Annotated in this window: 4 protein-coding genes; 2 read left to right on the top strand and 2 right to left on the bottom strand. The window is 49.1% G+C overall.

Annotation, left to right across the window (positions count from 1 at the left end; translation table 11 throughout):
• Positions 1-745 precede the first annotated feature (745 nt).
• Positions 746-997, top strand: a complete 252-nt coding sequence (locus BUC02_RS11765) for a zinc ribbon domain-containing protein (RefSeq protein WP_073322810.1) — start codon at positions 746-748, stop codon at positions 995-997.
• 49 nt (positions 998-1,046) lie between these two features.
• On the opposite strand, the gene BUC02_RS11760 is transcribed toward BUC02_RS11765, so the two are convergent.
• Both BUC02_RS11760 and BUC02_RS11755 read right to left on the bottom strand, forming a co-directional pair.
• Positions 1,047-5,018 carry a response regulator gene (locus BUC02_RS11760; RefSeq protein ID WP_073322808.1) on the bottom strand — a complete coding sequence of 1,324 codons (3,972 nt, stop codon included), beginning with the start codon at positions 5,016-5,018 and terminating at the stop codon, positions 1,047-1,049.
• Positions 5,019-5,030: 12 nt separating this feature from the next.
• The gene (locus BUC02_RS11755) at positions 5,031-6,098 is read right to left on the bottom strand and encodes an HD-GYP domain-containing protein (protein ID WP_073322806.1); all 1,068 of its coding nucleotides are present in this window, start codon (positions 6,096-6,098) and stop codon (positions 5,031-5,033) included.
• Positions 6,099-6,360: 262 nt separating this feature from the next.
• Here BUC02_RS11755 and BUC02_RS11745 point away from each other — a divergent pair, with 262 nt between their 5' ends.
• Positions 6,361-8,157: a glycoside hydrolase family 43 protein gene (locus BUC02_RS11745; protein ID WP_073322803.1), complete on the top strand. Its 1,797-nt coding sequence runs from the start codon at positions 6,361-6,363 to the stop codon at positions 8,155-8,157.
• Positions 8,158-8,187: the final 30 nt, after the last annotated feature.

Here is an 8,187-nt window from a genome sequence, read left to right as displayed (position 1 = left end):
ACTCCTTAAACAACCTCGCTCCAATGGAGTATCGGTTGATGAGAACAGGGTGATTTTGTATACTTTAAACCAGTCCTAAAAATGGGTAGCTGACAATTTAAGTGAAGAACTAAAAAATTCTTCTTATTCAGAACTATTGGAAATGTTTTTCAGAAACGATTCTCTTATTGATTCAAGAACTGTAAACTATAATACTGATTCTTCAAGAACAGAAGAAAGATTCTATGTTGCGGATCTAGATGATAATTATAAATGTGAACTATACGATGAAGAAAATAATCTTCTATCTACTTTTTTATACAAGCCCGGCGAAAATGGATTCTCTATAATACAATCTAAAGGGGATAATTATACTGAAACCTATTTTATAAATGTAAAACAAAACACAACCACCCTCCACAAAACAGTCAAGCCCGTCAAAATCTCCCCCAAGGCCCGCTACTTCGACCTCCTCGGCCGTTATAAGTTCAGCAAATAAATCCTGGATCCTTCTCCCCGCAAGGGGGATCATGGATCACTAAGGGCTGAAGCCCAAGTGACCAAAGAGACTCCGTTACACTCTCCCCAAAGAGGATAACTCAACTTGAGAACTAAAGTTCTTAGTTTCGTATAGCTCAGGATGACACTTCACCACAAATTCATTACACACTCCACATTACACATCTCACACCCCATACCCCAAAGGGCCGCAGGCCCGACCCCATAGCCCACACCCCACATTTCACACCCCACATCACACATCTCCATGCTCTGCCCTCACTGCCATTCCGAACTCAAAGACAACGCCACATTCTGCCCGCATTGCGGAAGCGACGCCAATACCGGCTGGAAAGACGGCGCAGAATTTACCGACCTCGAAACGCCTGATTACGATGAAATTTTAGAAAATGAATTCGGGACGGACGAATTCGGCGAAAAGAAGAAAAAGGCGAACCCGTTCGCCATCGCGGCGGCAGTGATTGTAGCACTCGCGTTTATCGCGGCAATGCTTTTCTAAACTTGGCAATTAAAGATTGCTTCGACTCTGCGAGTCTCGCAATGACGTTTTAAGCTAAAGTCTTTTCGAGAGATTCCAGGATTTCGGACGCTTCGCTAAAGTCATAATCGTCCAGCAATTCCTTCAACTTATGAAGCAAAACTTCCTGGTTCGGCTCAAACGCAATATTTTCAATTCCATCCAGAATACGCTTGCACTGGGTCGAAGAACATGTATCCACAGCATCCTTTAACGCCTTGACCGCAGCCGAAAGCTTTTGCGCAGCTTCGGGGTCATGCGACTTTTGCACCGTCGTATTTTGTTCCGAGGCAATGTCGGTAAGCACAATCTGCAAATCTTCGATTAGCGCATGCAGTTTTTCTTCGAACACATTGTAATTGCCAAAATTACACTGTTTCTGTTCAAGTTCTGCTTCGAGCGAGGCCGCTAGATTCTGCACATGGGTAGCCCCAATCGTTCCGCAAAGGCCCTTGATGGTATGCACAATGCGGGTCGCTTCCTCGTAATGGAATTCTTCGATAAGCGAGCGCAAGTTGAAAGATTTTCCACCATAGTCGCGCACAAATCCCTGCAAAATCTTGAGGAACATGTTGCGGTTATTGTTGGCATGGTAAAGTCCCATTTCAGCATCAAAGTCACGCACTTTCTGGAAATACAAGATGAAATTCTTGTCGTCTTGCGACAAATCAGAATCATGTCCGTTGCTTGCGTGTGGCGTCTCGGCGGCCACCGGCAAAAATTTCGCCATTTCCTCGTACAAGACCGTCGGATCAATCGGCTTTACAATGTGTGCGTTCATGCCGGCATCTAGGCATTCCTCTGTATCTTTCTGGAAGGCGCGGGCGCTCATGGCCAGAATCGGCACCTTCTTGAAGTATTCATCTTCGCGGGCACGGATTTCCCTAGTGGCGGTAAGGCCATCCATAATCGGCATCTGGATATCCATGAGCACCATGTCGAAAGCGTCTTTCTTGAGCATGTCCAGCGCTTCTTTACCGTTATTTGCAATCATCGCGGTAAGGCCGACGCTATTCAGGAGCGACACCGCCAATTCCTGGTTCATCTGGTTATCTTCGACCAGCAGGATTTTGGCTTCTTTAAAGTAAATCTTGCCCTTTTCCTTCTTTTCGACCTTCTTGTAGGTCAGCGGGTAACCGAACGCTTCTTGCAGGGCGCTCAGGAGCGTGCTAATCTGGAGCGGCTTAGACACGTTGCTGTTAAAGCCCAGACTCTTGGCCGTATTCAGTTCGTTTTCGTCGAAATGAATCGGGTGCATCAACACCTTCGGAATCGACTTCATGTTTTCGGTCAAGCCATGCACAAAGTCAAAGCCATTCAAAATCGGCATGCCGTAATCAACCAGGAACAAATCGTACGGAGCCTCGCCCGCTTCTTCATGCGCCTGAATCAAATCCAGAGCTTCGTCTACGGAACTCGCTTCCTCGACCACGCAACGCAACTTGTTCAGGTAATGTCTTAAAATAACGCGTAGATTCGCGCAGTCATCTACCAAAAGCACATTCTTATTGGTAAAGCGATCTTCGTTTTTCCACTTGGGCTCCTCGCCCGCCTGCGGTGCAATCGGGAGCGTAATCGTAAAGAAGAATTGCGAACCTTCGCCCGCCACGCTCGAAACCTGGAGTTGCCCGCCCATGAGTTCCACCAACGACTTTGAAATCACAAGCCCGAGACCCGTGCCGCCGTACTTGCGCGTGGTAGAACCGTCAGCCTGCGTAAAGGCGCTGAACAGGCGCGAGAGCTGTTCCGGCGTCATACCGATACCCGTATCCTTGACACAGATATACAGCTTGACCATATTGTTCGCCTGCTGCAAAAGCTTGACACTCAGGGTAATGTCGCCCTTTTCGGTAAACTTGGTCGCATTGTTAATCAGGTTCGTGAAAATCTGCGAAAGCCTGAGCGGGTCACCCATCAAGATTTCAGGAATATCCGGGTCCACATCCACAATCAATTCTATCGGACGGCCAGCAATACGCACCTCGGCAAGAGCCGCCACTTCGCCAATCACATCTTGCAGCACAAGCTGCGTGATTTCCAAATCCTGCTTTTTCGCCTCAATCTTCGAGAAGTCTAGAATATTGTTGATAATTCCGAGCAAAGACTTTGCCGCATGGCTGATTCGGTCTACAAATCCTCGCTGGTGGTTATCCAGGTTCGTTTCCGAAATCAAGTGCGCCATACCGATAATGGCATTCATCGGCGTGCGAATTTCATGGCTCATGTTGGCCAAGAATTCACTCTTCGCCTGGGTCGCCTGTTCAGCAATTTCGCGGGCAGCCACCACTTCCGAAATATCAATCATCGAAAGCATGTAGCCCACAACAGTCTCTTGCACCTTCAAGGTACAACCTTCGCCACGGAACCAGGTTTCTTCGGTGCCGTTTTCGGGCTTGAGCATCAAGGAATCCTTCCAGACTTCGTCATTCTGGTAAGACTTGATCATGGCCTGAATCATCGATTCCGGGAGGCCCATGTCTTTCAGTTCATTAATCGAAATTCCGACAAACGAGCGCCATTCCTTGCCCAAGAATTCCGCCAGTTGGCGTGACATATATTTAATATGCAGGTTCTTGTCGAAAATAATCAAGATCGAATGATCGCCCGAAAGCATGATCGTATCCAAAATCGTATCTTTCTGGATTCCGCTCGTTTCATCGTTGATCATGATCAGGAATCGTGTTGCTCCATTGTCTTCGACAAGCGCCTGGAACGACATGCCCCACCATGCGACTTCCCCGGCAGCATTCTGTACCCGCACAATCGTCTTGCGTTCGCTAGCCAACATCTGACCGCCCATCGCCACGCGGTGCGCGAACTTATTGAACGCATCCGAAGGGAAGAACTTGAACAGGCTCTCTTCTTTCATGTCTTCGCCATTGTTCAAGAAATCAACCACATAGGCGCTGGCGTGCAAAATGTCAAAGTTTTCGTTGGTTAAAATGATGGTAAAGTTGTCACCTTTCCACAAAAGCGTATCGAAAAGCGTACTGGAATTCACGCTGTCATTCAAGTCTCGCTGAATATAGCGACGGAACAGCAAGTGCGAGGCTATGGCCGCAAGCGCGATCAACGCAAAGACAAAGACCGCTACGACGCCAAGAACCGTCGAGGCATTGTTGTCGATACTGGCAGCAATCTTGTTATGCTGACTCACGTGGATAATATAGAACGGCAACTGATCCAAAGGAGTCACCATGAAAATCAACTGCTGGTGGTGTTCATTTGTCTTTTCAAAGCGCAATATTCGCCCACTCATCAAGGTGTCCGAATTGAACTTGTCAGAAACTAGTTGCAACAAGCCTTCGACACTGTCCTGCAAGACTTTTCCGCGATTCGTTTCGTACGGGAAATACGTGAGGAGGTTATCGTTTTCGGTACCCACCAGCATGGTAACGCCGCCTTCTTCCTTGGCAAGCGCACCCATGGCCAGTCTCACCTTGTGAAGATTGATATCTTCGCCGACGGCTCCCTTGAATTTGTGATTGTTGTCCCAAATGGGGTAAGAAAGCGAAATGACTTGGCGGTTGAGGTTCTTGCGAATAGTCGGCCCCGTATAGGCAAGTCCCCTTTTGCGCGATGCCTCTAGATACCAGCTCTTGGTACGAAATTCCGTCTGGTCGCTTTCAAGCTTGATTCCCCGGCCCGAAATAAAGTCGCCGACAGTCGTCCCGTAATAAACGTCTACAATGCCGTCTGCACTTTGAGTCTGCTTGTACAAAATCGGCCTGATTGATTTTTCTTTCGTTACCCCCTGCACGCGCTTGACCGTTGTCAGGAACTTTTCTTCACGCACCTTCAAAAAGGCTTCGACTTCGGTCTGCACGCGTTCACGGAGGGCGGTTTCCGTATTCGCGACGGCAGAATCCACCAGCATGGAACGCACCGCATGCGAAAAAATAATGACCATCGCCACTGCCGCAAGCAATGTCGGTAGCATGTAAACCATAGAAATGCGGTTACGTAAACGGCGACGTTGGGCGTTCAGCGGGTTACGGGACAAGACCACTCCTTTTTAAGGATTTTCCTTAAAATGATCGTAAATCTCGGGCAACTTGGATTCAAGCGACATAAAGGCGTCAACGACATCGGGGTCAAACTGAGTACCCCTACCACCAAGAATTTCTTTAACAGCAACCTCATGTGGGAACGCTTCTTTATACGGGCGCTTCGAAACAAGGGCGTCGTACACGTCGGCTACCGACATCAAACGCGCACCCACGGGAATATCGTCCCCCTTGAGCTTGTTCGGGTAACCGCCTCCATCAAAGCGCTCATGGTGGTTCAGAATAATATCGGCACAAATCTTGACCAACGGATGGTCCTTGAGTTCACGCGTGGCATTCACCAGCACATCGTAACCCTTTTGGGCATGCGTACTCATGACCGCCCATTCTTCTTCGTCCAGGCGGGCCGGCTTGCGCAATATTTCGTCGGGAATGCCGACTTTGCCAATATCATGTAGCGGAGCTGCCGTCGCATAGTAATCGATATATTCATTGTTCGGAATCGCATCCTTAAAACGCGGATGGTCTCGCAAGGTTTCGGCAAGCATCTGTACCAGCACCTGCGTACGCTTAATGTGGGCTCCCGTTTCGGGGTCGCGGTATTCGGCCAGCGCACCGAGACTCGTCAGCATCACCTTGAGCGTTTTACGCAAATCCAGGGTCTTTTCTTCTACCAGTTCCTGCAAATGGTCACGCTGGTGCTTGAATTCCAACTGATTTTTAATGCGCAATTGCACCAAATTCGGGTGGAACGGTTTGGTAATGTAATCGACTGCACCCAAGTCAAGGCCAGTCTGCTCGCTCTTGGAATCGGCTTTCGCTGTCAAAAACAGCACCGGAGTATTTTCGACCAGCTTTTTTTCGTTCATCTGGCGGAGCGTTTCGTAGCCATCCATTTCTGGCATCATCACGTCAAGCAAAATCAGGTCCGGTTTGACTTTTTCGGTCAAAAACAGGCCTTTTTTGCCATCCAGGGCAACAAAAACGTCATACTCGCCGGATAAAATTCCTTCGAGTACTTCGATATTCGTCTTCGTGTCGTCAATTACCAAAATCTTTGCGCGCTTCCGTTCCATATAACCCTAATATAATGTTTAGTGGTCCAAATAGACCAACTCAACTTATTCCAACTTGGAATATGCCATTTTTTTTGAGAAAAAGCCCTTTTGCAACATTTTTATATGTTTCCCCCCTTACAACATGTGATATAATGTACAAAAGGGGTATGGAAAAAAAGTCAACATTCTTATTAAAATTGATAAAACGCCCTCTAAAAGTGGAATTATATTTATGGATGGTCATTAGCCTATACTTTTACAGGTTTGGAGATTTTTTGAGATGAAGCAAATTATACCGCTGGCAATCGCTTTAGCAGGGGCTGTTTTTGCACAAGAACCCGTAATAGCCCCGTTTTGGCAAACAGTCTTCTACTATGAAGTCGATTCCAACGCCAACGACCTCTACAACGACTTGAACCTCCCCGATACCATCAGGCAGTATACCCGAGTCCCTGCCACCTGGGAAAGCAGCGATACGCTATTCCTCGGACACGACGGAAAAATCAAGGGCCGTCTCCTTGGCGAAAACAAGGAAGTCACCCTGACGGCGACCATGAAGAACCTTGAATCAGCCTCCGGACAAACCGAAAAGAAGGAATTCACCATCTCAATCCATGGGTTCGAACCGTATTCCAACTATCTTTTCGTGTATTTCCCGGCAAACGACAACGAGAACATCTACTACGCGCTGAGCAACGACGGATTCAACTATACGGCGATGAACGGGGGCAAGCGCGTTGTGGCCGCCGATACGGTGAGCGTCAAGAAGGGACTCCGCGACCCGCACGTGATGCGCGGCCCCGACGGCTGGTTCTACATGGTGAATACCGACATGAAGAGCGCCGAGGGCTGGGCAAGCAACCGCGGCATCGTCATGATGAAGTCCAAGGACCTCATCAACTGGAAGCACAGCACGGTGCATTTCCCGGACCGCTACAAGGGCAAGAACTTCGCGAACGTGACCCGCGTTTGGGCCCCCGAGACCATCTGGGACTACGATCACGAGAACAAGGACGGAAGCAAGGGCCGCCCCCTCGTGTATTTCTCGCTTTTGACCAACGACGGGACCATTGAATTCGATCAGGTGTACTTTGCCTATGCGAACGAGGACTTTACCGACCTCGAGAGCGACCCCATCTTCTACTTCAGCCGCGGAAAATCCACCATCGACATGGACATTGTCTACAACCCGGCCGACAAGTACTACCACGCCTTCTACAAGAACGAGGGCGACGGCGGCATCAGCAAGGTCAGGGCGCTGGAACTCACCAAGGCGAACGGCACTAAGCCTGCCAACTGGTACCGGAAAAAGGACGGCCTGCAGCAAACAACCGAGGCCGTGGAAGGGGCTGGCATCTTCAAACTGATCAACCAGGGAACCTGGATTTTGATGTACGACTGCTACATGAACGGACATTACCAATTCACCAGCAGCACCGACCTCGAAAATTTCACTTTCGTCCAGAATACCGAAATGAAGGGCGCATTCACGCCCCGCCATGGAACGGTCATCCCCATTACGGCGGCAGAAACAGCTGCCCTCATGAAGGCCTTCCCCACTCCGGATTTCGAGCCGAGAGTCATCGAGGAGCCTGATTCTATCGGCGTTTGCGATGGCAAGAAGGTCGTTGCCCCGTGCAGCGGCACCAAGATTATCCCCTACAGCAAAGTCAATGACGGCGGCTGGAACGAAACGCTTGACCTGAAGGTCGCGAAGGGCGCTACGGTGCAGTTCGGCCCGCACCCGTGGGACGGTAAAATCTGGAATTGGGAAGGCCCGAACGGATTCAAGTCCACCACCCGCGAGAACACGCTCAAGAATGTGGATGGCGACTTTAGCGGTTACTACACCGTAACCTACACGAACGAGACCGGCTGCAAGAGCCAAGCCAAAATCAAGATAGTCGTAGACGATCCGGACAAACCGTACAAGGAAGACACGACGACAACCTTCATTTCAAAGGATTTACGCAACAACCGCGCTAATATGCGCTTGAACCGTAATCCGGTTTACTTTGACTTATTGGGCAATAGACTCAAGGCCAAGCCAAGAAACGCGGTTTATATCCAACGATAAAAAAGATGTGTAATGTGTGATGTGTGATGT

The sequence above is a fragment of the Fibrobacter sp. UWOV1 genome, from assembly GCF_900142495.1.
In the GTDB taxonomy this organism is placed as follows: Bacteria; Fibrobacterota; Fibrobacteria; order Fibrobacterales; family Fibrobacteraceae; genus Fibrobacter.
This window is presented reverse-complemented; position numbering and strand designations above follow the sequence as displayed.